20 protein-coding genes and 1 pseudogene are annotated in these 23,478 nt (G+C 69.0%); 10 read left to right on the forward strand and 11 right to left on the reverse strand.

The window, feature by feature from the left end; all coding sequences use genetic code 11:
• Nucleotides 1-129 precede the first annotated feature (129 nt).
• On the reverse strand, nucleotides 130-1,416 hold the full coding sequence (locus ACX80J_RS02020) for an MFS transporter (protein WP_459345481.1): 1,287 nt from the start codon (nucleotides 1,414-1,416) through the stop codon (nucleotides 130-132).
• Between the two features lie 49 nt (nucleotides 1,417-1,465).
• A complete protein-coding gene (locus ACX80J_RS02025; RefSeq protein ID WP_459346656.1) occupies nucleotides 1,466-2,170 on the reverse strand; it encodes an esterase/lipase family protein in 705 nt (234 codons plus the stop codon).
• 92 nt (nucleotides 2,171-2,262) lie between these two features.
• Here ACX80J_RS02025 and ACX80J_RS02030 point away from each other — a divergent pair, with 92 nt between their 5' ends.
• From ACX80J_RS02030 to ACX80J_RS02045, 4 genes are all read left to right on the forward strand, one after another.
• Nucleotides 2,263-2,742: a Fur family transcriptional regulator gene (locus tag ACX80J_RS02030; protein WP_459346657.1), complete on the forward strand. Its 480-nt coding sequence runs from the start codon at nucleotides 2,263-2,265 to the stop codon at nucleotides 2,740-2,742.
• A 7-nt stretch (nucleotides 2,743-2,749) separates the two neighbouring features.
• Nucleotides 2,750-4,237: a catalase gene (locus tag ACX80J_RS02035; protein ID WP_459345484.1), complete on the forward strand. Its 1,488-nt coding sequence runs from the start codon at nucleotides 2,750-2,752 to the stop codon at nucleotides 4,235-4,237.
• A gap of 149 nt (nucleotides 4,238-4,386) precedes the next feature.
• Nucleotides 4,387-5,394, forward strand: a complete 1,008-nt coding sequence (locus ACX80J_RS02040; protein ID WP_459345485.1) for an adenosine deaminase — start codon at nucleotides 4,387-4,389, stop codon at nucleotides 5,392-5,394.
• Nucleotides 5,395-5,498: 104 nt separating this feature from the next.
• Entirely contained in the window at nucleotides 5,499-6,137 is a 639-nt protein-coding gene (locus tag ACX80J_RS02045; RefSeq protein WP_459346658.1) for a YitT family protein, read from the forward strand.
• A 23-nt stretch (nucleotides 6,138-6,160) separates the two neighbouring features.
• Here the strand turns inward: ACX80J_RS02045 and ACX80J_RS02050 are convergent, their stop codons facing one another.
• Nucleotides 6,161-8,710, reverse strand: a complete 2,550-nt coding sequence (locus tag ACX80J_RS02050; RefSeq protein WP_459346659.1) for an MMPL family transporter — start codon at nucleotides 8,708-8,710, stop codon at nucleotides 6,161-6,163.
• 35 nt (nucleotides 8,711-8,745) lie between these two features.
• A complete protein-coding gene (locus tag ACX80J_RS02055; RefSeq protein ID WP_459345488.1) occupies nucleotides 8,746-9,417 on the reverse strand; it encodes a TetR/AcrR family transcriptional regulator in 672 nt (223 codons plus the stop codon).
• Between the two features lie 124 nt (nucleotides 9,418-9,541).
• Between ACX80J_RS02055 and ACX80J_RS02060 the strand changes: the two genes are divergently transcribed.
• The 3 genes and pseudogenes from ACX80J_RS02060 (at nucleotide 9,542) to ACX80J_RS02070 (ending at nucleotide 12,298) form a co-directional block, all read left to right on the forward strand.
• Entirely contained in the window at nucleotides 9,542-10,516 is a 975-nt protein-coding gene (locus tag ACX80J_RS02060; protein ID WP_459346660.1) for an aldo/keto reductase, read from the forward strand.
• 67 nt (nucleotides 10,517-10,583) lie between these two features.
• Nucleotides 10,584-11,066, forward strand: coding sequence for a hypothetical protein (locus tag ACX80J_RS02065; RefSeq protein WP_459346661.1), 483 nt, complete (start codon nucleotides 10,584-10,586; stop codon nucleotides 11,064-11,066).
• A 215-nt stretch (nucleotides 11,067-11,281) separates the two neighbouring features.
• Nucleotides 11,282-12,298, forward strand: a pseudogene (locus tag ACX80J_RS02070) (asparagine synthase-related protein).
• A 69-nt stretch (nucleotides 12,299-12,367) separates the two neighbouring features.
• On the opposite strand, the gene ACX80J_RS02075 reads toward ACX80J_RS02070, so the two are convergent.
• Nucleotides 12,368-13,114 (reverse strand): GAF and ANTAR domain-containing protein, encoded by a 747-nt coding sequence (locus ACX80J_RS02075; RefSeq protein WP_459346662.1) that lies wholly within the window; start codon nucleotides 13,112-13,114, stop codon nucleotides 12,368-12,370.
• Between the two features lie 122 nt (nucleotides 13,115-13,236).
• Between ACX80J_RS02075 and ACX80J_RS02080 the strand changes: the two genes are divergently transcribed.
• Both ACX80J_RS02080 and ACX80J_RS02085 read left to right on the forward strand, forming a co-directional pair.
• Nucleotides 13,237-14,154, forward strand: coding sequence for a cation diffusion facilitator family transporter (locus ACX80J_RS02080; protein WP_459346663.1), 918 nt, complete (start codon nucleotides 13,237-13,239; stop codon nucleotides 14,152-14,154).
• Nucleotides 14,154-14,555: an ArsR/SmtB family transcription factor gene (locus ACX80J_RS02085; protein WP_459346664.1), complete on the forward strand. Its 402-nt coding sequence runs from the start codon at nucleotides 14,154-14,156 to the stop codon at nucleotides 14,553-14,555. The genes ACX80J_RS02080 and ACX80J_RS02085 overlap by 1 nt, the downstream gene beginning before the upstream one ends.
• Here ACX80J_RS02085 and ACX80J_RS02090 read toward each other — a convergent pair.
• From ACX80J_RS02090 to ACX80J_RS02110, 5 genes are all read right to left on the reverse strand, one after another.
• Nucleotides 14,552-14,995: a DUF779 domain-containing protein gene (locus tag ACX80J_RS02090; protein WP_459346665.1), complete on the reverse strand. Its 444-nt coding sequence runs from the start codon at nucleotides 14,993-14,995 to the stop codon at nucleotides 14,552-14,554. The genes ACX80J_RS02085 and ACX80J_RS02090 overlap by 4 nt on opposite strands.
• 8 nt (nucleotides 14,996-15,003) lie before the next feature.
• Nucleotides 15,004-16,527 (reverse strand): acetaldehyde dehydrogenase ExaC, encoded by a 1,524-nt coding sequence (gene exaC, locus ACX80J_RS02095; protein WP_459346666.1) that lies wholly within the window; start codon nucleotides 16,525-16,527, stop codon nucleotides 15,004-15,006.
• Between the two features lie 128 nt (nucleotides 16,528-16,655).
• Nucleotides 16,656-18,722, reverse strand: coding sequence for a M23 family metallopeptidase (locus tag ACX80J_RS02100; protein WP_459346667.1), 2,067 nt, complete (start codon nucleotides 18,720-18,722; stop codon nucleotides 16,656-16,658).
• An 81-nt stretch (nucleotides 18,723-18,803) separates the two neighbouring features.
• Nucleotides 18,804-20,126: a GAF domain-containing protein gene (locus ACX80J_RS02105; protein WP_459345494.1), complete on the reverse strand. Its 1,323-nt coding sequence runs from the start codon at nucleotides 20,124-20,126 to the stop codon at nucleotides 18,804-18,806.
• A 59-nt stretch (nucleotides 20,127-20,185) separates the two neighbouring features.
• Nucleotides 20,186-21,607 (reverse strand): FAD-dependent oxidoreductase, encoded by a 1,422-nt coding sequence (locus ACX80J_RS02110; protein ID WP_459346668.1) that lies wholly within the window; start codon nucleotides 21,605-21,607, stop codon nucleotides 20,186-20,188.
• A 185-nt stretch (nucleotides 21,608-21,792) separates the two neighbouring features.
• On the opposite strand from ACX80J_RS02110, the gene rarD reads away from it, so the two are divergent.
• Nucleotides 21,793-22,755 carry an EamA family transporter RarD gene (gene rarD / locus ACX80J_RS02115; RefSeq protein WP_459346669.1) on the forward strand — a complete coding sequence of 321 codons (963 nt, stop codon included), beginning with the start codon at nucleotides 21,793-21,795 and terminating at the stop codon, nucleotides 22,753-22,755.
• Nucleotides 22,756-22,802: 47 nt separating this feature from the next.
• On the opposite strand, the gene ACX80J_RS02120 is transcribed toward rarD, so the two are convergent.
• Entirely contained in the window at nucleotides 22,803-23,318 is a 516-nt protein-coding gene (locus ACX80J_RS02120) for a MarR family winged helix-turn-helix transcriptional regulator (RefSeq protein WP_459346670.1), read from the reverse strand.
• Nucleotides 23,319-23,478: the final 160 nt, after the last annotated feature.

Here is a 23,478-nt window from a genome sequence, read left to right on the forward strand (position 1 = left end):
TGTCACTCCTTGGCTGTAGCGGCCCGGTGGCCCATCGGTACAACGGCGGGTCGGAGCGGGGTGTTCCGATCATCGTACGGCGGCGCGCTGCACGGCGGCTGGGAAAAGGGCGGCTGGGAAAAGCGGCGGTCAGGGCTCCGGCCGGCGGGAGTCGTACCGGGCGAAGCGCGGCTGCCAGCGGGCCAGAGCGAGCACCAGCACCACGCAGCAGAGGCCGCCGACGACGGCGGTCCAGCCCTCCCCCAGCCACGCCGCCTGCCCGCCGGCCACCATGTCCCCGAGCCGGGGACCACCCGCGACGACGACGATGAAGACGCCCTGGAGGCGTCCGCGCATCGCGTCCGGCGTCGCCGACTGCAGGATGGTGTTGCGGAAGACGCTGCTGATGGAGTCTGCGACGCCCGCGAGGACGAGGCATGCGGATGCGGGCAGCACCCAGGCGGACAGTTCCCCCTCGCCGGGTGCCGGCAGGGCGGACGAGGTCGCAAGGACGACGACCAGCCCGAAGCCGGCCACGGAGGCACCCCACCCGACGATGGACCAGATGACGGCCTGGCCCTGCTTGTGCACGCGGCCCAGCGGTCCCGAGAACAGGCCGGCCAGCACCGACCCGAAGGCGGCCGAGGCGAGCAGGATGCCCACGGTCCGCTCGCCCCCGCCGATGAGCACTGCGCCGACGGCGGGCAGCAGTGCACGCGGCTGGGAGGTGATCATGGCGATGAGGTCGAGGATGAAGGTCATGCGGATGTTCGGCCGCGTGCCGAGGAAGCGGAAGCCCTCGAGTACCGTGGCGAGGCCCGCCCGCCGGGTCGGGCCCTCGGGTGGCAGGGGCGGGAGGCGGAAGACGGCCCACAGCGCGAACGTGAAGGTGACGACGTCGACCGTGTACGTCCAGGCGTAGCCCACCTGTGCCACGAGGACACCGGCGAGCAGCGGGCCGACGGTGAATGCGAGCCCGAAGGTGATCATGCTCAGCGCATTCGCCGCGGGCAGCAGTGCCGGGCGGACGAGGCGCGGGATGATCGAGCTGCGCGTGGGCTGGTTGATGCCGGCGGCTCCCGACTGGATGGCGATCAGGATGTACAGCAGCCAGACGCTGTCTGCGCCGATCCAGGCCTGGGCCGCGATGGCCATGGTGGTGCCCCACAGCGCCAGGCCCGAGAAGAGCGCCACCCTGCGGCGATCCTGCGCATCCGCGACCGCACCACCGTATAGGCCCGCGACGACGAGCGGCACCAGGGCGAAGAGACTGAGCAGCCCGACGCTGAAGGTCGACTGCGTGAGCGCGTAGATCTGCAGGCTCACGGCAACGATGGTGAGCTGCGTACCGATGGCGGAGAGTGCCGTACCGATGTAGAGCCGGCGGAATGCCGGGGACTCCCTCAGCGGGGTGATGTCGGCGAGGAGTCTGGGCACGGGAAGAGTCTAGCCGGGCATTGGTTCGCACCAGCAACCAAACGGCGGCTCAGGCGGCGTCGCGCTCCCCCGCCTCGATGGCGCGGTCGACTTCCTGCAGCACACGCGTGTCGGCGATGGGGCGGAAGTGGCCCATCGTGTCGAGCTGGATGTTGCGTGCACCCTCCACGAAACTGCCGCCCGGGATATGCGGATCGAACCGGCCGTAGATCGAGGTGATGTGCGCATTGATGTCGAGGTTGGCGAGCAGCGCCCGCAGGGTCCGGTCCCGGGGGGAGAAGGCACGGATGCTCGGCAGGAGGAAGAAGTTGGCGTAGATGGAGCCGGAGAACGGCGTATTGATCGCCACCAGGCGGGTGATGCGTGGAGCAATGCTGGACATGGTCATGAGGAACTTGCCGATCAGTCCGCCCTTGCTGTGCGCGACTACGACGACATCGGTGAGGTCGTGCTCCTCGATGTAGCCGGCGGCCAGCAGGGCCATGGCTTCTACGGTGCCGCGGTTGTAGCCCAGCTTCTGCACCACGTGGACCGGATGGCCGGCCCGATGCAGGTGGTCGGCGATCGGCCGCATGAACTGCCATGTCTCGTAGATGCCAGGGATCAGCAGCACGGGGGCCTTGCCCTCGGGCGCTCCCGGCGCCGGCGTCAGATACCGTGCCGGGTCCTCCCGAAGGACGAAGCCGTGCACCTGCCAGAAACCGACATAGGCGTAGTCCAGCATCCAGGCCCAGCCCCGCTCGAGGAGATTCACACTCTCCACGGTACCGACCGGATGGGCCGCGTGGTGCGCAAGTTAGTCGCGCCTTATTATGACTTACTCAGATTTACTGATTGACTCGGGGCATGACGAAGACAGCCAGCGCCCCGGAGGCCCGGTGGTCGGCGGCACTGCACTCCTCCCATCGGAGGGTGACGCGCCAGCGCCTCGCCGTCCTCGCCGCCGTCGAGCAGTCGCCCCATGCCACCGCCGACGACGCCGCGGCCGCGGTCCGCGCCGCCCTGCCGCACATCACCGTGCAGTCGGTCTACGTGATCCTGGCCGACCTCACCGACCTCGGCCTCCTGCGCCGCATCGACACGCCGCACTCCCCCGCCCGGTACGAGACCCGTGTGGGCGACAACCACCACCACGCCGTCTGCACCGGCTGCGGCCGGATCGAGGACGTCGACTGCGCCGTGGGACACGCCCCCTGCCTGACTCCCGAGTGGTCGCCCGGCGCGCACCGCATGACCATCCAGATCGCCGAGGTCCTCTACCAGGGCCTCTGCGACGACTGCCGCTCGGCAGCTCCCAGCCCCCACCCATCCGAATCCCACGAATAGGAGCACTATGTCCGCGAACTTCAGCACCACGCAGTCCGGCGCCCCCGTCATCGATGACAGCAACTCGTCCGTCCTCGGGCGCGACGGCGCGATCCCGCTGACCGACCACTACCTCGTCGAGAAGCTCGCCCAGTTCAACCGCGAGCGCGTCCCCGAGCGCGTGGTCCACGCCAAGGGCGGCGGAGCCTTCGGTGTTTTCGAGACCACCGAGGACGTCAGCATGTACACCCGCGCGGCGCTCTTCCAGCAGGGTACGACGACGGAGACCCTCCTCCGCTTCTCCTCCGTGGCCGGCGAGCAGGGTTCGCCCGACACGTGGCGCGACCCCCGCGGCTTCGCGCTCAAGTTCTACACCTCCGAAGGCAACTACGACCTCGTGGGCAACAACACCCCGGTGTTCTTCATCCGCGACGGCATCAAGTTCCCCGACTTCATCCACTCGCAGAAGCGCCTCCCCGGCACCAACCTGCGCGACGCCGACATGCAGTGGGACTTCTGGACCCTGAGCCCCGAATCGGCGCACCAGGTGACCTGGCTGATGGGCGACCGCGGCCTGCCCAACTCCTGGCGCACCATGAACGGTTACGGCTCGCACACGTACATGTGGATCAACGAGTCCAACGAGAAGTTCTGGGTAAAGTACCACTTCAAGTCCAACCAGGGCCACGAGGTCCTCACCGTCGACGAGGCCGAGTCCCTGGCCGGTTCGGACGCCGATCACCACCTGCGCGACCTGTCCGAGAACATCGCCAGGGGCAACCACCCGAGCTGGGACCTCAAGGTCCAGATCATGCCCTACGACGATGCGAAGACGTACCGCTTCAACCCGTTCGACCTCACGAAGGTCTGGCCGCAGGCCGACTACCCCCTGATCCCGGTCGGCCGGCTCACGCTCAACCGCAACCCGGAGAACTACTTCGCGCAGATCGAGCAGGCCACCTTCGCGCCGTCGAACTTCGTGCCCGGCATCGCCGCGAGCCCCGACCGCATGCTGCAGGCCCGCATCTTCTCCTACGCGGACGCCCACCGCTACCGCGTGGGTACCAACCACGCGCAGCTGCCGGTGAACATGCCGAAGAACGAGGTGCGGAACTACTCGAAGGACGGCTCCGGCCGCTACCACTTCAACTCCGCTTCCACCCCGGTGTACGCCCCGAACTCGGTGGGCGGACCCGCCGCGGATCCCGCACAGTACGGTGCGCACGGCGGCTGGGAGAACGACGGCGACCTCGTCCGGGCGGCGCACTCCCTCCACCCGGAGGATGACGACTTCGGCCAGGCCGGAACGCTGTACCGCGAGGTGTTCGACGACGCCCAGCGTGCCCGCTTCCTCGAGACGATCACCGGCGCGGTCGGCGGCGTGAAGAGCGACGAAATCCGTGCCCGGGCCGTCCAGTACTGGGCCAACGTGGATGCCGAACTCGGCGCGAAGCTTGCCGCAAACCTCGGGCGCGGCGTCACGCCGGCCACCGAGTCGGAAGCAGCCCTCTACTAGGGGAACCGCACCGGCCGGCAGGAACCACTGCAGGAACTGCACGAACACCGCACGAACGAAGGGCGGACCCGCACGGGTCCGCCCTTCCGCGTCCGCCCGCCGGGCCCGGCGGTTCGCCACGTGGCGGTGCGCTCTCCTAGGCTGGGGCGATGCCGTCATTGCCCTGCGCCGAACTCCACCTGCACATCGAGGGGACCCTCGAGCCCGATCTCATCTTCGCGCTCGCCGCCCGCAACGGGATCGACCTCCCCTACGCCGACACCGCGGACCTCGCGGCCCGCTACGCCTTCACGGACCTTCAGTCCTTCCTCGATCTCTACTACGCGAACATGGACGTGCTGCGCACGGAAGAGGACTTCGCGGACATGACGCGGGCGTACCTCCGCCGCGCATCCGCCGCCGGCGTGCGCCACGCCGAGATCATGATGGACCCGCAGGCGCACCTCGCCCGCGGCGTCGCCCTCGAGACGTGCGTGAACGGAGTGGCGGGGGCCCTCGCCACGAGCGAGACCGAGTTCGGCGTCAGCACGGCGCTCATCGCCGCGTTCCTCCGCGACCGTCCGGCCGCGGAGGCGCTCGGAGTGCTGCAGGACCTTCTCGCCATGGACGCCCCCATCATCGGTATCGGTCTCGATTCGGCGGAGGTGGGATACCCGCCGTCGCTCTTCTCCGAGGTGTACGAGAGTGCCCGCAGCGCCGGCCTGAAATGCATCGCGCACGCTGGCGAGGAGGGCCCTCCCGCCTACATCTGGGAGGCGCTCGACGTCCTGCGGGTGGACCGGCTGGACCACGGCATCCGCTGCATGGAGGACGACACCCTCGTGGAGCGGCTCGTCCTCGACCGCGTACCGCTGACCGTCTGTCCGCTCTCGAACGTCCGGCTCCGCGCCATCGACACCCTGCCGGACCATCCTCTGCCGGAGATGCTGGCCCGCGGCCTGAACGTGTCCGTGAACTCGGACGATCCTGCCTACTTCGGCGGCTACGTGGACGACAACTTCACAGCGCTGGGGAAGGCCTTCGGGCTGGACGCGGACCAGCTCGCCACGCTTGCCGGGAACTCGTTCCGGTCCGCGTTCCTCGATGACGGACGCCGTGCGGCACTGCTGGCCGAGGTGGAGGCCTGGCGGGCTGCGGAGCAGTCCGGTACCGCCTGACTCCGGACGACACCGTCCTGCGCCGGAAGGCGCCGGCTGTGCTTTCCTTCACATCCGGGGGGATGCATTGGTCCCGCGGAAAGGGCCGGTGATACCTTGCGGCCATGGACACCACCACGCACCGCCCCGAACTCGACGACGCAGACCTGATCGTCCGGCACTCCGTGCTGGAGGACGTCCTCGGGATGGTCACGGGCACGTTCACGGTGTCCCTCGGCCTGTTCCTGCTCAAGACGAGCGGCGCGGTCACCGGCGGTACGGCCGGCCTCGCCCTGCTGCTGAGCTACGCGGGAGGACTCCCCTTCAGCGTCCTGTTCTTCGCCGTGAACGTGCCCTTCTTCGCCCTGGCGGTGTGGAAGAAGGGCTGGGACTTCACCCTTCGCACCATGGCGGCGGTCGCCCTCGTCTCGGGCCTGTCCTACCTGCACCCGCTGGCGCTCGGCGGGCTGACCCTCGACCCGCTCTACGCCGCCCTCGGCGGCAACCTGCTGGCCGGGGTCGGACTCCTCATCCTCTTCCGGCACAAGGCGAGCCTCGGCGGTTTCAACATCCTCGCGCTGATCCTGCAGGAACGACTGAACTGGCGAGCCGGGTACGTGCAGATGGCACTGGACACGGGCATCATCCTCGCCGCCTTCACCGTCGTCGAGCCGGCGACCGTCCTGCTGTCCGCGATCGGCGCCGTGCTGCTCAACCTCGTGCTGGCCCTCAACCACCGGCCCGGGCGCTACCTCGGCGCGTAGCCCACCCGGGCCCCGTAACCGCCCTACACCGGGACCGGCTCCCGCTCCTTCTCCTCGCGCAGGAGCCTCGCGCCCTCGACGTCGACGTCGGGGAGGATCCGTCCGAGCCATGCGGGCAGCCACCATGCATGCCTGCCCAGGAGGTACATCGCGGCCGGGACCAGCGTCATACGGACCACGAACGCGTCCAGCAGCACCCCGAAGGCGAGTCCGAAGCCAATGGGACGCACCATGGCGAGGTGCGAGAAGACGAAGCCCGCGAAGACGGAGACCATGATGATGGCCGCGGCCGTGACCACGCGCGCCCCGTGGCTGAAGCCGACGCGCACCGCCGCCTTGGAGTCGCCGCCATGGACGTACGCCTCGCGCATGCCGGACACCAGGAACATCTGGTAGTCCATGGCGAGCCCGAAGAGCACACCGATCAGGATGATCGGGAGGAAGCTCAGGATCGGCCCCGGATTGGTGATGCCGAAGAAGTCGCCCAGCCAGCCCCACTGGTAGATGGCGACCGTGGCGCCGAAGCTCGCGAGGAGCGAGAGCAGGAAGCCGGCGGTCGCGATGACGGGCACGAGGATCGAGCGGAAGACCAGCAGCAGCAGGATCAGCGACAGCCCGACGACGATGCCGAGGTAGACCGGCAGCGCCTCCATGAGTTTGGCCGAGACGTCGATGTTGGCGGCGGTCTGGCCGGTGACGGCGATGTGGACGCCGGTCTGGTCCTCGAATTCGTCGGTCGAGTTCCGCAGGTCGCGGACGAGGTTCTCCGTGGGCTCGCTGGCCGGACCCTCCTCCGGGATGACCTGGAAGATCGCCGTGCGGCCGTCCTCGCTCACCGTCGCGGGCACGGAGGCGGCCACGCCGGGGACCTTGCGCAGCAGGTCGTTGACGTCCAGCTGCAGGGCCGTCAGCTCCGCCTCGTCGGCCGTCTCGGGCAGGGACCCGACGACGATCAGCGGCCCGTTGGTTCCTGCTCCGAACTTCTCACCGATGGTGCTGTAGGCCTGGAACGCCGTCGAGTCGGCGGGCTCCGTGCCGCCGTCGGGCAGCCCTACGCGCAGTTGCGCAGCCGGGATCGCGATGACCCCCAGCAGGACCACACCGGCGAGGACCGTCAGAACGGGCTTCCGGGTCACGAGTCCGCCCCAGCCGGAGCCGTTCGCCGCCCGCTGGTCCGCGAGGGACGTCCCACTGTCGCTGTCCACGGGCACCGCCGCCGAATGCTTGTGGCCGCGTGCCTTGTCCCAGCGGCGCTTCGAGATGATCCGCCGCCCCATCAGGGCGAGGAGTGCCGGCGTCAGGGTCAGCGCCACGAGCACCGAGACGGCGACCGTACCGGCAGCCGACAGGCCCATCACGGTCAGGAACGGCAGCCCGGGGACCGCGAGCGCCGCCAGCGCAACGATCACCGTGATGCCCGCGAAGAGGACGGCGTTGCCTGCCGTTCCGGTCGCGCGGGCGATCGACTCCTGCATCTCCATGCCGTGCAGCAGCTGCGTCCGGTGGCGGTTCACGATGAACAGTGAGTAGTCGATGCCGACGGCGAGGCCGAGCATCAGGGCGAGGACCGGCGAGATGCTATTCAGCTCGACGACGCCCGAGAGTGCGAACGTGATACCTACGCCCACTCCGACGCCCACCACGGCCATGAGGAGCGGCAGGCCGGCAGCGATCAGCGTACCGAGCATGACGATGAGGACGGCGGCGGCGACGGCCAGGCCGAGGGCCTCCGTGGCGCCGACGATGCCGGAAACGTCCTCGACGATCTCCTTGCTGTAGTCGACGGTCACTCCTGCGGACTCGGCCTCTGCGGCCTGCTCCTGCACGCTCTCCCGCAGTTCGGGCGAGACGCTGTTGATCTGCTGGTCGAACTGGACGCTGGCGACGGCGGTGGAGCCGTCCTCGGACAGGAGGCGCACACCGGAGGTGGCGTCCACCTGCCGCTGCCCGAGGTCGAGCTGGGTCCTGCTCGCCTCGAGCCGCTCACGTCCGGCGTCGAGTTCCGTCCGGCTGGCGTCGAGCTGGGCCTGCCCCTGCTCGAGCTGCTGCTCGATGGCCGCGACCCGCGCCGGGCGAAGCAGGCGGCGGGCCTGCTCGAACTGGGCGCGCTGCTGGTCGAGCTTGGCCTGCCCCTGCTCGAGCTGCTCCTCGCCCGCGCTCAGCTGCTGCTCGCCCGCCTCCAGCTCGGCGCGTCCTGACTCGAGGTCCTTGGCCCCGGCCGCCATCTGGTCCGCCACGTCGAACGGATCGATGACGCCCCGGACCCCGTCGAGCCCCGAGATGGCTGTCAGCGCGGCCTGGACTCCCTCGCGCTGCTCCGGCGAGAACGCGGTCCCGTCGTCGGTGGTGAAGACGACCGTACCCGTGCCGCCCACGGCCTCGGGCAGTTCCTCACGCAACCGGTCGGAGATGCGCTGCGACTCGGTGCCGGGAATCGTGAAGTTGTTCGTCAGGGTGCCGGAGAAGGCGACGGCGGCGCCCCCCACCGCGAGCATGATCGCGAGCCAGGCGGAAATGACCCACCATCGCCTGCGGAAGGCGAACGAGCCGAGCCGGTAGAGCAGAAAAGCCATGAGGAATCCTTGCGGGGAGTCGGGAAGCGGAAGGGTCAGGAACCGGCAGGAGGGCCGCCGGGGACGGCGACGGAATCGGCGACGGGATCAGCGAAGCCGTCCCGCAGCATGGCCAGGGAAGCGAGGATACGCGCCTCGAGCTGCTTGCCGGAGTCGTCGCCCGACTCCGGCGTACTCGCCGCCCAGTCCCGCATCGCGGCCTTCGTGCAGGACAGCACGCACCCTACGAGGGCCGAGAGGTAGAGATCCGGCGCGGCGGCCCCGAGCCGGCGGCGCAGTGCCCCGACGATCCGGGTCTCGGCCCGCTCCCACGAATGGAGCTGGGCGCGCAGGAGGTCGGGATTCGTGTCCGCCATGCGGAAGAGTTCGCCGTGCAGCGACAGGCCCTCCATCCGCGTCGTCTCGCTGAAGGAGCGCACGATGGAGTCGAACAGCGGTTCATCGGAGGGCATCTGCCCGAAGACCTCGAGCGCCAGCTCGAGGAACGTGTCGGTGCGGACGGTCAGCGCATCCTCCGCACTGTGGAAGTAGTTGAAGAACGTCCGGCGCGAGACCCCGGCGCGTCCTGCGATCTGGTCGACGGTGAAGGCCCCCGGGCCGACGGACCGTGCGAGGTCGAAGGCCGCGTCGGCGATCGCGCGGCGCGTGTCGGCCTTGTTCTGCTCGCGGCGCCCCAGCGGCTCCGCATTGTCGGTGGTACTCAGCACGGACCAAGCCTAGATGCGAAGTTGCACACCGTGCAACAAATGCGATGGCGGGATTCCCTCGTGCTCCGTTCCCGCCGGGCGTACTCTTGCCCAGGCACCCTACCCTCGACTCCGGAGGCATCCCATGAAGACCATCACCCTCGGCTCCGGCCTCGACGTCTCCCGGCTCGGCCTGGGCTGCATGGGAATGTCCGCGTTCTACACGGGCAGCGGCAAGGACGACGCCGGCGCCACGAGGACCATCCACCGGGCCCTCGATCTCGGGGTCACCTTCTTCGACACCGCGGAGATCTACGGCCCCTACACGAACGAGGAACTGTTGGGCCGTGCCCTCCGGGGCAGGCGGGACGAGGCCGTGATCGCCACGAAGTTCGGGACGATCCGCCACACGGCCGGCGATGCCCGGGGCCTGGACGGCAGCCCGGAGAACGTGCGGCTCTCGGTCGAAGGATCCCTCAAGCGCCTGGCGGTCGATTCCATCGACCTCTACTACCAGCACCGCATGGACCCATCCGTGCCGGTGGAGGACACCATGGGCGCCCTGGCCGGACTGGTCCAGGAGGGCAAGATCCGGCACATCGGCCTCTCCGAGGCAGCGCCGGAGACCATCCGCAGGGCGCACGCGGTCCACCCGGTGACAGCACTGCAGACGGAGTACTCGCTGTGGAGCAGGGATCCCGAAGCCGAGATCCTCCCGCTGGTGCGCGAACTCGGTATCGGCTTCGTGCCCTACTCCCCGCTCGGCAGGGGATTCCTGACCGGGACCATCCGCTCGGTCGACCAGCTCGACGAGACGGACTTCCGCCGCAACAATCCCCGTTTCGCCGGAGAGAACCTGCAGGCGAACATCCGGATCGTTGAACAGGTGGACGACGTCGCACGCCAACTCGACGCCACCCCCGGGCAGGTCGCCCTGGCCTGGCTCCTGGCGCAGGGAGACGATATCGCCCCGATCCCCGGCACCAAGCAGGTGCGCTACCTCGAGGAGAACGTCGCGGCCGACGCCCTGGTCCTCACGGAGGACCAGCTCGCCCAGCTCGGTGCCGTCGCGGCTCCCGTCGGGGACCGCTACGAGGACATGTCGGCCGTCAACCGCTAGCCGGAGGGCAGTACCGGCGGTTCGCAAGAGGGAACTTTCCGCCCAGGACCGTCCTTCCCGGTGATAGATGACCGCCGCGATGGAATCGCGGGGACCGGACGGCCATGGGACCTGGACCAACGGGTGGGTCGCACTGGGACACCGGAGGCTCACCATCATCGATCTTTCCGACGCCGGCGCACAGCCGATGTACGACGACGCCTCCGGCCTCTCCCTCGTGTTCAACGGCTGCATCTACAACTACCCCGAGCTCAGGGCCGAGCTCGGCGGGGATCGAGTCTTCTCCTCCACGAGTGACACGGAGGTCGTCCTGCGTGCCTACGAGCGCTGGGGTGAGGACTTCGTGGACCACCTCGGGGGCATGTTCGCCATCGCCATCGTGGACGAGCGCCGCGAGCGCGTGGTGATGGCCCGGGACCGGCTCGGCATCAAACCCCTCTACGTGGCGGACCTGCCGGGACGGCTGCGCTTCGCGTCAACCCTTCCCGCCCTCGTGGCCGGTGGAGGAATCGACACCTCGATCGACGAGGTGGGACTCCACCACTACTGAGCTGGCACTCGATCGTCCCTGCACCTCGGACCATTCTGCGCGGAGTGCGGAAGGTCCCCCGCGACGGTGCGGGTCATCGCGCCGACGGCAGCCGGCGCGATCGCGTGTACTGGAAGCCCGACTACGTCCGGGACCCGGACAAGGCGGACTGGAGCACGGCCGACTGGCAGGATGCGCTCCGGGAGTCCCTGACCACCGCCGTCCGCCGCCGCCTCGTGTCGGACGTACCCGTCGGCGTACTCCTCTCGGGCGGCGTCGACTCGAGCCTGATCGTCGCACTCCTCGCGGAACTCGGCCAGGAGGGACTCAGCACCTTCAGCATCGGCTTCGACGGTGCGGGCGGTGAGGAAGGGGATGAGTTCCGCTACTCCGACCTGATCGCCGACAAGTACGGGATCCGGCACCACCGGATCTCCATCGACAGCGGGGAGCTGGTGCCGGCCATCGAGGACGTCATCGCCGCCATGACCGAGCCGATGGGCACACAGGATGTGACGGGGTTCTACCTGCTGTCCAAGACCGTCTCGGAGCACATCAAGGTGGTGCAGTCGGGCCAGGGGGCGGACGAGGTCTTCGCGGGCTACGCCTACCACCAGCCCGCGGGCACCGCCCCGCGTGATGCGGCGCTCGATGCGTTCCGGGGCGCGTTCCTGGATCGCACGCACGAAGAGATCGCCGACGTCGTCGAACCGGAGTGGTACATCGACACCGAGGTCAGCAGGGCGCTGCTGGAGGCCCACCTCGGCGCACCCGGCGCGGAGACCGCCCTCGATGCCGTCCTGCGGCTCGACACGCACCTGCTGCTGGTCGATGACCCCGTGAAGCGCGTGGACAGCATGACCATGGCGTAGGGACTCGAGGCCCGCGTCCCCTTCCTCGACCAGGACCTCGTCAACCTCGCGGCACAGTGCCCTCCCGAGCTCAAGGCCACACAGGGCGGGAAGGGCATCCTCAAGGACATCGCGCGCCGGGTCATCCCGGCCGAGGTGATCGACCGGCCCAAGGGCTACTTTCCGGTCCCACCGGTCAAGTACCTCGCCGAGCCGCTCCTCTCGACAGTCCGCGACGCCCTGCGGGCCCCCGAGGCGAAGGACCGCGGGCTCTTCCGCACGGACTACGTGGACCTCCTGCTGGATGAACCGAACGGGCACTACAGCCCCGGCGGAAACAACATGCTGTGGCAGCTGGGCGTGCTGGAGCTCTGGCTGCAGCGCCACGGCATTCCAGGATGACGCGGCGGCCACAGGATCCGGTCAGCATCGAATCCTGTCGGTGACCGGCTCCGGTACCGACCGATCCGGTCAGCGCCGGCCGGTGCGGCGCAGGGGAAGGCTGCCCGTGCTGGCCAGTTCCTCCGCCACCGCCAGGAGTTTGGCGTTCGTCTCCGTGGACACCTGCACGAGCATGATGAACGCCTGTCCTGCCGTGACGCCGTACCGCTCCATCAGGATGCCCTTCGCCTGGCCGATCAGATCCCGGGTGGCGACGGCATCCCTGAACTGGTGGAGTTTCTGAGCGTCGGCGAAGGCGACGGCGGCGTGGGAGGCGACGAGCAGCCCCACGTAATCGGACTCCTCGCTGAAGGCATGCGCCGAGCGGCCGATGAGGTTCAGCGCGCCGAGGTTGTCCCCCTCGACGAAGAGCTGGAAGGAGAGCATGCTGCCCGCGCCCGCTGCGGCCGCCCCGGCGGAGAACTCGGGCCACCGGTCCTCGTTGCGCATGTCGGGTACGCGGACGGTCTGTTCCTCATAGACAGCGCTCATGCAGGGCCCTTCGCCGGTGCGTTCCTGCAGTTCGTCGATCGTCCGTGCGAGGGCCCCTGACGCAGCACGGGATTCGACCCGGCGACGCCCGAGCACCAGGGTGATCGAACCCTCGTCGGCGCCGGGAACCAGGGTAATCGCGGCCCGCACCAGGTGCTCCAGGACAGCGTCCTCGCTGTCCTCCCGCTGGAGGGACCGGGCGAGTTCGCTCAGCTTCCCGGCGACGTCGTCCGGCGGCATACTCCAGGCATCGTCGCGGACCGGAGGTGCATCATCCGTGGCCATGGCAACCCCCTGCTCCATCGGCACCGTCCTCGGGGCGGAAGCCCCCGGTGGCCGCAAACATCACGGTACCAGCGACGTCCACTGCGGGGGCCGGTGTTCATCCACCGCTGTACTATCTCCTCATGGGTTCGCACCACCACCACGCCCCCGGCGCGGCAGCCGGCCGCAGGCCGTTGGTCGGCGCGCTCGTGATCACGCTCTGCGTCTTCGTCCTGCAGGTCATCGGGGCGCTGTGGACCGGCAGCCTGGCGCTGCTCTTCGATTCGGTGCACGTCCTGACCGACGCGGCCGGCCTGGCGATGGCTCTCGGGGCCGTCTCGCTCTCGGTCCGCGCCGCCACGCCTCGGCGTTCGTGGGGGTTCCGTCGCGCGGAGGTCATCGCGGCACTGCTCCAGGCAGCGTTCCTGCTGGCGGTGGGGACCTACGTGGTCATCGAGGGAGTACGCCGCCTGATCTCGCCCGAGGACGTGGCCGCACCGGAGATGATCGTCTTCGGCGCTGTCGGCCTGGCCGGGAATCTCGCCGCCCTCGTCCTGCTTGCACGCCACCGCGCCGCCAGTTTCAACCTGAGGGCCGCGTTCCTCGAGGTGCTCAACGACGCACTGGGTTCGGTGGCCGTCATCGCCGCCGCCGTCGTCATCACCCTGACCGGATGGATGCGCGCGGACGCCGTCGTCGCCCTCCTCATCGGTGCGCTCATCATCCCGCGCACCCTGACGCTGCTGCGCGAGACGATCGACGTCCTCCTCGAGTCCACGCCCGTCGGGATCGACCTCGAGGAGGTGCGCGCCCACATCGTCCGCCTCCCTCAGGTCCGGGACGTCCATGACCTGCACATCACCCAGATCGCCACCGGCCTGCCCGTCCTCACGGCGCACATCGTCGTCGACGACGGCTGCTACCGGGACGGCTCGGCCCACGCCGTCCTCGACCAACTCCAGGAATGCGTCGGCCAGCACTTCGACGTGAGCATCGACCATTCCACGTTCCAGATCGAGCCGCTGGGCCACGTGCCCCACGAGACGGAGCTGAGCCACTGATGCCGGCGATCCTGACCCAGACGACCGTGCCCTCGACGACCGTGACCTCGACCTCGGTGCTGGAGCGTGTGGGAACGGCTCTGTCGGACCCGACCCGCGTGCGGGTCCTGGTGGCCCTGCGGGACGCACCGGCGTATCCCAGTGAACTGGCCGAGGCCATGGGCGTGAGCCGCCAGAGCCTGTCCAACCACCTCTCGTGCCTGCGCGGGTGCGGTCTCGTCGTGTCCGTTCCCGAGGGGAGACGCTCGCGCTACGAACTCGTGGATCCGAAGCTCGGCCACGCCCTCACCGATCTCCTCGGGATCGTGCTGGCGGTCGATCCGGAGCACCAGGATCACGGGCACCGGATGACTCCTGACGGAGCAAGGGGCCCGGGAAACGGTCCCGGGCCCCGTCCCTAGCCCATCAGCCTCGAGCGGATGAGGAACCGCTTGCCCTCCGGAGCTTCGACGGAGAACCCGCTCCCCCGGCCCTGCACCACGTCGACGGTGAGGTGGGTGTGGCGCCAGTACTCGAACTGCTCCCGCGACATCCAGAACTCGATGAGCCGGGGTGCGTCGCCGTCCGCCGGGCCGGCGGCGTCTCCGCCGCCGCCCCCGTCCGCAGGCCCCGATTCGGCGGTGAGGTCGAAGACGCCGAGGAGGATGTCCGCCTCGGCGGTGAGGAACTCTCCCGCCGGATAGCACATGGGCGACGAGCCGTCGCAACACCCGCCGGACTGGTGGAACATCAGCGGCCCGTGGACGAGCCACAGTTTGTCCAGCAGTTCGACGGCGCTCATCGTCAGCGCCACCCGGGAGCTGACCTCCCCCGGGATGGTCACCGAGGCCTCGACGGTCATCGCATCTCCTAGAAGAACCCGAGCTTGGATTCCGAGTAGCTGACCAGCAGGTTCTTGGTCTGCTGGTAGTGGTCGAGCATCATGGAGTGGTTCTCCCGGCCGATGCCGGAGGACTTGTAGCCGCCGAACGCTGCTCCGGCGGGGTAGGCGTGGTAGTTGTTCACCCAGACCCTGCCCGCCTGGATCTCCCGGCCGGCACGATAGGCCACGTTCCCGTTCCTCGACCAGACTCCGGCACCGAGGCCGTACAGCGTGTCATTGGCGATCTCCATGGCCTCGGCGTAGTCGTCGAAGCGCGTCACGGACACGACCGGTCCGAAGATCTCCTCCTGGAACACCCGCATGCTGTTGGTGCCCTCGAAGACCGTGGGTTTCACGTAGTAGCCCTCGGCGAGGTCGCCGTCGAGCACGTTCCGCTCGCCTCCGATGAGGACCTTCGCACCCTCCTGTGCGCCGATGTCCATGTAGGACAGGATCTTCTCGAGCTGGTCGTTGGACGCCTGGGCTCCCACCTGCGTCTCCGTGTCCAGCGGGTTGCCCTGCACCATCTTCCCCACGCGGGCGATCGCGTCGGACATGAACGAGTCGTAGATGGAGCCCTGCACGAGGGCTCTGGACGGGCACGTGCAGACCTCGCCCTGGTTGAAAGCGAACAGCGCGAAGCCCTCGAGAGCCTTGTCGTAGAACGAGTCGTTGCTGTCCGCGACGTCCGAGAAGAAGATGTTGGGGCTCTTGCCGCCGAGCTCCAGCGTGACAGGAATCAGGTTCTGGCTCGCGTACTGACTGATCAGGCGGCCCGTGGTCGTCTCACCGGTGAACGCAATCTTGCGGATGCGCTTGCTCGAGGCCAGCGGCTTGCCCGCCTCGACACCGAACCCGTTGACGACGTTCACGACGCCCGCGGGCAGGATGTCGCTGAGGAGCTCCATGAGGACGAGGATGGACGACGGCGTCTGCTCGGCCGGCTTCAGCACGACGGCGTTCCCCGCGGCAATGGCGGGGGCCAGCTTCCAGGTGGCCATGAGGATCGGGAAGTTCCAGGGGATGATCTGTCCGACGACGCCGAGCGGCTCGTGGTAGTGGTAGGCCGTCATGTCGTCGTCGAGCTGTGACAGGCGCCCTTCCTGCGCGCGGATGGCGCTGGCGAAATACCGGAAGTGGTCGGCCGCGAGCGGTATGTCGGCGGCGAGGGTTTCACGCACCGGCTTGCCGTTGTCCCAGGTCTCCGCGACCGCGAGCATTTCGAGGTTCGCCTCGATACGGTCCGCGATGCGGTTCAGGACCGAGGCCCTCTCGGCGACCGAGGTCTTGCCCCAGGCGGGAGCGGCCTTGTGTGCCGCATCGAGTGCGAGCTCGATGTCTTCCGCAGTGCCGCGCGCAACCTCGCAGAAGCTCTTGCCCGTCACGGGAGAGATGTTCTCGAAATACTGGCCCTTGATCGGGGCGACCCATTCACCGCCGATCCAGTTCTCGTACCTCGGTTTGAAACTGACCTTCGAACCGTCCTGGCCGGGCTGGGCGTAAACAGGCATTGTCGAACTCCTTGAACTCCGTGAATGCGGGACGTCGTCGTCCCTGATCCACAGCGTAGGAGCCGGATGGTTGCAGCCACGTTGCATGCCCGGACCGGTCGTGCAGGCCGGTGCGCCCCGAGCGGCGCCTAGCCCTGCCCGGGCGTGGCGCCTGCCGCGCCCTCGACCGGCTGGGACGGGTCCGTCCCCGGGGAGATTGTCTCAGGCTCGGTGCCGGATTCGGTGCCAGGCTCGGTGCCGGGTTCGGTACCGGAGCCGGTCGAGGGATCAGCGGGGGCCTCGGGGTCGCCGCACGGCGGGTCGGCAGGGTCGGTCTCCTCGCCCGGAACCGTTTCAGTCTCCCCGGCCGGAGGTGTGCCCGGTACTGGATCTGTGCCCGGCACCGGAGTTCCCGTGGTCGGGTCCGTGCCGGGTGCGGAAGGAACCGATACGGGTTCAGGCGCTGCGGGCGTCGGGGTCTTCGATGATACGGGATCCGTTGTCGTCGAACCATCTGCCGATGGATCCGGAGTCGACGGATCGGTATCGCACGATGGAACCGGTGCGGGGTCCGTCGTCGGGGCCGGATCCGGAGTGGGATCCGGTGTCGGGGTGGGATCCGGGGTGGGAGCCGGCTTCGGATCCTGCGTCGGGGTGGGAGCCGGTTTCGGATCCGGCGTCGGGGTGGGAGCCGGGGTCGGCGTGGGAGCCGGCTTTGGATCCTGCGTCGGGGTGGGAGACGGGTTGGACGTCGATTCCGGGGTGGGAGCCGGTTTCGGGGTGGGAGCCGGCGTCGAATCCACCGGCTTCGTAGCGTCCGGGCCGGAAGGGTCCGACTTGGGCGGCGTCGAAGGGCTGGACTTCGGCGGGGCCGACTTGGTCGGGACCGGCGGGGTCGTCGGCTTCACCGGGGTCGTCGGCTTCACCGGGGTCGTCGGCTTCACGGGGGTCGTCGGCTTCACGGGGGTCGTCGGCTTCACCGGGGTCGTCGGCTTCACCGGGGTCGTCGTCGCCGGGGTCGTCGGCTTCGTCGTCGTCGCCGGGACGGACGGGCTGGAGGCCCGTGGAACGGTCGAGGCCGGCTTGCCGGGCTTCGTGGGCGCGCTCGGGGTGGTCTTGGCGGCGCCACTCCCAGCGACAGCAGGCGGTTTCGGATCTCGGGGTGCCGAGCCGGGCACGTTCGGCGTCGCGGGCCTGGAGGGCTGCTGTCCCCCGGCTCCGACGATTCCCGAAGGACCGGATGCCACGGGGAGCGCACCGGGTTCCGTGAGGGGTGCCTGCTGGTCCGAGCGGGTGGAGGACTGCGCCCAGGCCGGGATGTTCGCGGCACTGCTGCCGACCGGCGAGTAGTCCTTCAGCTCGCCCTTACGCTCCCCATGCCGGGCGGACACCAGCTTCCACCGCGCGGGGTCGACATGTTCTCCGTCGAGGATGGTCTCGAAGTGCAGGTGGCAGCCGGTCGAGGAACCCGTCGAGCCCACTTCGGCGATGGGATCGCCGCTGTTGACGGTGTCCCCCTCCACGACCGAGATCCCCTGGAGGTGGTTGTAGCTCGTGATCAGGCCGTTGCCGTGATCGACCTCGACCCGGTTGCCGCCTCCCCACTGGTGCCACCCGACGGCACGCACCGTGCCGGCGTCGGCCGCGTAGACCGGCGTGCCGCAGGGGGCGGAGTAGTCCTGGCCCGTGTGGAATTCCCCCGCCTCCCCGGTGATGGGGCTGATGCGGAACCCGAAGGAGGAACTCGGGGCGAGCTCGTCGAGGGGTGCGAACAGCTTGCCCGCGGGCGGTCGCTGCGGAGAGACTGCGGCCGTCGCACCAGGGTTCGTGCCGGCTCCGCTTCCTGCGGGTTTCGGGGCCGCCGTCCTGTGCGGACCTGCCGCGTCGAGCGCATCAAGACTGTCGAGCGGTGCGAGCAGGGACGAGCCCACGACCCCTGTCGGAACGTCATCACCCTGGGAGACAGCGGAATGGCGCGGTGCGTCGGTCGTCACGGCCGACGCCGCTTCCCATGACTGCGGGACGATGCCCTGGAATCCGACGAAGCAGACCACCATGGCCAGGCTTGCATTCATTCTCGTGCGGGAGGTACGGACGATACGCACCCCGGGTGTTCCCGGGTGCTGGCCAGCCTGCGTCACGAATTTCCCCTTGTAGTGGTGCGTCTGGTGGTCCATCCGCAGGGCTGCTCTGCCCGCCGGATCGAAGGTCACCATGGACAACGGTAGCCCGATCACCGCCAGGTCGCGACGAATTACCGGGATCCGCTACCAAAATTTCGGAGAACTTGAGCCGGACTACGGTGCGGCTGAGAGTTCCGCCTCGAGCCACTCCACGTGCGCGACGACCGCAGCCCGCTTCGGGGACCGCCCGGGCAGGACCCGCAGCGCGACCTGCCATGCCTCGGCGTCGTACTCCGCCTCGGCAAGGGCAAGGTACTGCAGCACCGTGTCCGGCGCCCCGTCGTTGAGGACAGCGTCCCGTAGCAACGCCGAGACCTCGCCGCGCAGGCGCACGATGGACGGCGCCTGCGAGCGGGGTAGCACCGGCCCGCGGTAGATCTCGAGCGCCATGCGGTGTGCGCCGCGGTGGAGGTAGTTCAGGACCTGGACGGCGTCCACGACCAGTTCGGTGGGTACGCGGTACGGCCGGGACTGGGGAACGATCCCACCGCCGTGCCCCGCCAGGACCTTGCGCAGCCGCAGCATCTCGGCACGGACCGTAGTGACCGATGCGTCCTCGGGGTAGACCATGATGGCGAGCTGGTCCGCGGTCAGGCCCTCCGGGTGCAGGGCCAGGAGTGTCAGCAGTTCCGCGTGGCGGGGACTGAGTTCCAGCGCCGCCCCTCCGGCATGCACCATGCCGTGATCCGTGCCGAGGATCTGGAGGCTGTTCCGATAGAGGGCCGCCGGGGTACAGGCCGAGCGGCGCCGCTTCGCCCCCGGCAGCCGGCTCCTGAGCCGGTGGATGCTCAGGTGCGCCTCGGCTGCGGCCACTGCGGCCTCGACGAGCGACAGCGTGGAGGTGGCGACGGCGTCGGCCGTTCCCGTGATGTCGATGACGCCGAGCACCGTGCCCGAGTCGGGGTCACGGAGGGGTACGGCTGTACAGCTCCACGGGTGGGCCAGGGGGCTGAAGTGCTCGGCTCCCGCTATCTGGACACTGCGCTGCAGGGCCAGTGCGGTGCCCGGCGCACTCGTGCCGACGCTCGCCTCGGACCAGTCCGTGCCGGCCATGAACAGCATGCCTTCGGCACGGCGCCTCAGGTCACGATCCCCGTCGACCCAGAGCAGCCGGCCGTTCTCGTCCCCCACCGCGACGAGCATCCCCGACTCGAGGCTCGGCTGCACGAGCAGGCGGTCGATGACGGGCATGATCGCGGCGAGTGGGTGCCCCTGGCGGTACGCCTCGAGGTCCTCCTCGGAGCAGAACATCCGGGCGCGCGCCGTGCCGGGATCCGGCAGGAGGGCCAGTGACCGCAGCCAGGAGTCGTGCACGATGCCGCGCAGGTCCCCGTCCACGCCCTCTCCCTGGCCCAGTGCCTCATGGGCCGCGAGGGCCTTCCGCTGCAGGACGTCGGAGGACAGCTCCGCTACGGGGATGGAACGGGACGGCGACATCGGCACTCCGCTTCGTGATCGTCCCGTGACTTGATGGGACAGGCCACAGTGTAGCGGGACTACTCGCCGCGAGAAATGGCCACCATGTCCTCACGCGGCACGAGCTTCACGCGCTCGCGTACGAGCTCCGCGTTGCCCGACGTGTTCACGAAGTTCGCTCCCAGCTTCAGCTCGTGGGCGTCCAGCTTGAGCCAGCCTTCCCACGTCGTGTACCGCACGCCGCGCTCCGAGAGGAGGTTGATGATCGCGTCCTCGGACGGGTCCTCGGCGGGTGGCAGGTTGAGCCGGTCCTCGAGGAGGAAGCCGATCGTCTCCAGGGCGTCACCCTTCGTGTGACCGATGAGTCCCACCGGCCCACGCTTGATCCATCCCGTGGCGTAGATCCCCGGGACGGGCCTGCCGTCCTCGTCGATGACGCGTCCGCCCTCGTTCGGGATGACGCCGCGCTTGTCGTCGAACCCCACCTCGGGCAGTTCCGAGCCGAAGTACCCGATGGCCCGGTAGACGGCCTGGACGGGGTAGTCGATGAACTCGCCCGTCCCGCGGACGTTGCCGTCCCCGGTCAGCTCCGTGCGCTCGAACTTCATGCCTGCGACCTTGCCGGGCGTCTCGGGTGAGTCGTGGATCTCCACGGGCGAGTGCAGGAAGTGGAGGTGCAGGCGCCGGGAGGCACCCGTCGGCTCATCCTCCACCAGCCAGTTGGTGAGGGTCTTGACCATTGTCTTGGTCTGGTTGTTCGTCGCGATCTGCTCCTCCGAGCCCGCGTCGAAGTCGAAATCCTCGGGGTAGAGGACGATGTCGACGTCGCGGGTGTGGGAGAGTTCGCGGAGTTCGAGCGGGGTGAACTTCACCTGGGCCGGCCCGCGCCGGCCGAACACGTGGACGTCGGTCACCGGCGAGGACTTCAGGCCCTGGTAGACGTTGTCCGGGATCTCGGTGGAGAGGAGGTCGTCGGCGTGCTTCGACAGGATGCGCGCGACGTCGAGTGCGACATTGCCATTGCCGATCACCGCGACCTCCTTCGCCTCGAGGGGCCAGTCGCGGCTGACATCGGGGTGGCCGTCGTACCAGGAGACGAAGTCGGCACCTCCGAAGGAGCCATCGAGGTCGATGCCCGGGATGTTCAGGTCGGCGTCCCGGATGGCGCCCGTCGCGAAGATCACGGCGTCGTAGAAGCGGCGGAAATCGGAGAGCGTGAGGTCCCGGCCGTAGTTGACGTTGCCGAGGAAGCGGATGTCCCCGCGGTCCAGCACCTTGTGCAGGGCGTTCACGATGCCCTTGATGCGGGGGTGGTCAGGAGCCACGCCGTAACGGATCAGGCCATAGGGTGCCGGGTACTGGTCGAAGAGATCGATGCTGACGGCGAAATCGCCGCCCTGGACCTCGTTCGACTTCGTCAGGATGTCGGCAGCGTAGACGCCTGCCGGACCGGCGCCGATGATCGCGACCCGCAGCGGTCGTGCCGCAGCTGAGGTAGACACTGATTAGCCTTCTTCCCGGGATGCTCCTGGTGGATAGCGCGGCGCAGAATAAGCGCACGCTTCCCTATTCTAAATGCCTGCACGCAGCACCGCCGAAATCAGTGGCAGGGATCTCGTCGGCGCACGCGCCTCCCGTGCGCAGGTCGGGAGGGAATAAAGCCCGATCGGGGCGGGTTCCCGCCCTCGTGACTGGAACAGGCGACAAGACTCAGCGGCCCGCGAGGAGCGAGAACTCGGTAGGTGTCCTCTTCGGCATCGGCGCCTACGGGCTCTGGGGCCTGCTGCCGCTGTACTTCCTCGTCCTGGCGCCAGCCGGTCCGATCGAGATCGTCGCCAACCGCGTGCTCTGGTCCCTGCTCTTCTGCGCGCTCCTCCTGACGGTCCTGCGCTCCTGGCGGCCGGTGCTCGACGCCCTGCGCACCCCGCGGATCGTCGGGACGCTCGCGGTCGCGGCGCTCCTGATCGCCGTCAACTGGTTCGTGTACACCTACAGCGTCACCACGGGACAGGCCATCGAGGCCGCCCTGGGCTACTTCATCAATCCCATCGTCTCCGTGCTGCTGGGCGTGATCGTGCTGCGCGAGAAGCTCCGGCCGCTGCAGTGGACGGCGATCGGCATGGGTCTGCTGGCGGTGGTCGTCCTGGCCGTCGGGTACGGGGCCGTGCCCTGGATCGCCCTGTCCCTCGCCTTCTCCTTCGGCCTGTACGGCTTCGCGAAGAAGAAGGTGGGCTCGCGCGTGGACGCCGTGACGAGCCTCAGCATCGAGACGGCGGCCCTGGCGCCGATCGCAGCGGCGGTCATGCTCTGGCTCGGGTCCACCGGTGATGCGACCCTGGTGACCGAAGGGGTGGGTCACTTCTGGATCATGGCCGCGTCGGGCGTCATCACCGCCGTCCCGCTGATCTTCTTCGGTGCTGCGGCCCGCCGCCTGCCGCTGACCACCATCGGGCTCCTGCAGTACCTCGCCCCCGTGCTCCAGTTCGTTCTCGCACTCCTGGTCCTCCACGAGGAGATGCCCTTCGAGCGGTGGATCGGCTTCGGCCTCGTCTGGACGGGCCTCATCCTCCTGACCGTCGACATGCTGCGGACCGTCCGCCGTCAGCCACGGCCCGCGAAGACCCCCGAACCGGCCGCGACGGCGGCCTGAGGACGGGCCTCTTCCCGGGCAGTCCTCTGCGTGGTGGCGCCCTCCGGTCAGTCCGGGTGCGGAAGCCGCGCAGACGCGCCGGGCATGGCGCCCTCCGCGCCGAGGTATGCCGCGTTGAAGCGTGACAGCAGGCCGACGAGGTCGACGACGTCGGCCTGGTTCCAGCCCTCGAGCTGCCGGCGGAAGGCCCTGCGCCGGGCCCCGCGTGCACGCTCCACCCTGCGCATGCCTTCCTCGGTCAGTGCCACCGGGTGGGAACGCTCGTCGTCGCCGGTCCTGTGGCGTTCCACGAGGCCCAGCCGCTGCAGCGCCGCCACATGTCCGCTCACTGCGGATTTGCTCATGCCCAGCGTCGACGCGAGGTCGGTGACCCTGCACGCCCGGGCGATGCGCACTGCGGTCAGGACACTGTAGGCGGCCGGTTCCATCCCGGGGTCGATCTCGCGCGCGAGGACACGGCACACCAGTTGCTCGCTGCGGCACATCGCGGCCGCCTTCTCCTCGACCGCGTCGAGCGCGGCGCGGCGGGAATCGCTTCCTGCCCGTTCATCGCGTCCTTCCATGGCCGAATAGTAGGCATGCGCGGGGGCATCGGCACCCTATTGTGACGGCATTACCCGCCCTGATGACTGCGGGAGAGCGACGCGGCAGGCCGGTGCCGGCGCCGGTCACGATCAGCCCCCCTCGTCGGCCACCTGGGCAATCCCCCCCGCGGACACGGGG

The organism is Arthrobacter rhamnosi (genome assembly GCF_054510975.1).

Bases quoted from the DNA above. Each gene is read 5' to 3' on its own strand.
- ACX80J_RS02045 (WP_459346658.1), top strand. From the start codon at position 5,499: ATGGACACCACCACGCACCGCCCCGAACTCGACGACGCAGACCTGATC.
- ACX80J_RS02030 (WP_459346657.1), top strand. From the start codon at position 2,263: ATGACGAAGACAGCCAGCGCCCCGGAGGCCCGGTGGTCGGCGGCACTG.
- ACX80J_RS02085 (WP_459346664.1), top strand. From the start codon at position 14,154: ATGCCGGCGATCCTGACCCAGACGACCGTGCCCTCGACGACCGTGACC.
- ACX80J_RS02050 (WP_459346659.1), bottom strand. From the start codon at position 8,710: ATGGCTTTTCTGCTCTACCGGCTCGGCTCGTTCGCCTTCCGCAGGCGA.
- ACX80J_RS02080 (WP_459346663.1), top strand. From the start codon at position 13,237: ATGGGTTCGCACCACCACCACGCCCCCGGCGCGGCAGCCGGCCGCAGG.
- ACX80J_RS02100 (WP_459346667.1), bottom strand. From the start codon at position 18,722: ATGGTGACCTTCGATCCGGCGGGCAGAGCAGCCCTGCGGATGGACCAC.
- ACX80J_RS02120 (WP_459346670.1), bottom strand. From the start codon at position 23,318: ATGGAAGGACGCGATGAACGGGCAGGAAGCGATTCCCGCCGCGCCGCG.
- exaC (WP_459346666.1), bottom strand. From the start codon at position 16,527: ATGCCTGTTTACGCCCAGCCCGGCCAGGACGGTTCGAAGGTCAGTTTC.
- ACX80J_RS02040 (WP_459345485.1), top strand. From the start codon at position 4,387: ATGCCGTCATTGCCCTGCGCCGAACTCCACCTGCACATCGAGGGGACC.
- ACX80J_RS02090 (WP_459346665.1), bottom strand. From the start codon at position 14,995: ATGACCGTCGAGGCCTCGGTGACCATCCCGGGGGAGGTCAGCTCCCGG.
- ACX80J_RS02060 (WP_459346660.1), top strand. From the start codon at position 9,542: ATGAAGACCATCACCCTCGGCTCCGGCCTCGACGTCTCCCGGCTCGGC.
- ACX80J_RS02035 (WP_459345484.1), top strand. From the start codon at position 2,750: ATGTCCGCGAACTTCAGCACCACGCAGTCCGGCGCCCCCGTCATCGAT.
- ACX80J_RS02075 (WP_459346662.1), bottom strand. From the start codon at position 13,114: ATGGCCACGGATGATGCACCTCCGGTCCGCGACGATGCCTGGAGTATG.
- ACX80J_RS02065 (WP_459346661.1), top strand. From the start codon at position 10,584: ATGACCGCCGCGATGGAATCGCGGGGACCGGACGGCCATGGGACCTGG.
- ACX80J_RS02105 (WP_459345494.1), bottom strand. From the start codon at position 20,126: ATGTCGCCGTCCCGTTCCATCCCCGTAGCGGAGCTGTCCTCCGACGTC.